Source organism: Pseudomonas sp. 2995-1, from assembly GCF_002742505.1.
GTDB lineage: Bacteria > Pseudomonadota > Gammaproteobacteria > Pseudomonadales > Pseudomonadaceae > Aquipseudomonas > Aquipseudomonas sivasensis.
Genome location: NZ_LJSA01000175.1, coordinates 1 through 285, shown reverse-complemented (window position 1 = coordinate 285; position 285 = coordinate 1). Strand labels below are relative to the sequence as shown.

General features: G+C 36.1%; 1 protein-coding gene. It reads right to left on the bottom strand.

Annotated elements, in window-relative coordinates:
* Nucleotides 1-285 (bottom strand): sugar phosphate nucleotidyltransferase (locus tag AOA61_RS00555; RefSeq protein WP_256583313.1); only part of this gene is annotated, 285 nt, incomplete at both ends.

Genomic DNA, 285 nt, shown 5'->3' with positions numbered 1-285 from the left:
CCTAGAGAGGACTCCGTAACACTTTCAAGTAAATGAGTAAATCCATGTCCATAAAATATATTATCTCCAAGAATTAACGCAACCTTATCACAGCCAATAAAATCCTCCGCTATTATAAAGGCTTCTGCTATCCCTTTCGGCTTTTCTTGAGTTGCATATGATAATGTTATCCCATAGTTTTCTCCGTTACCTAATAGTTCCTCAAATCTTGGAGTATCTTGGGGTGTAGAGATGATAAGTACATCTTTAATTCCCGCTAACATAAGAACTGATAATGGATAATAG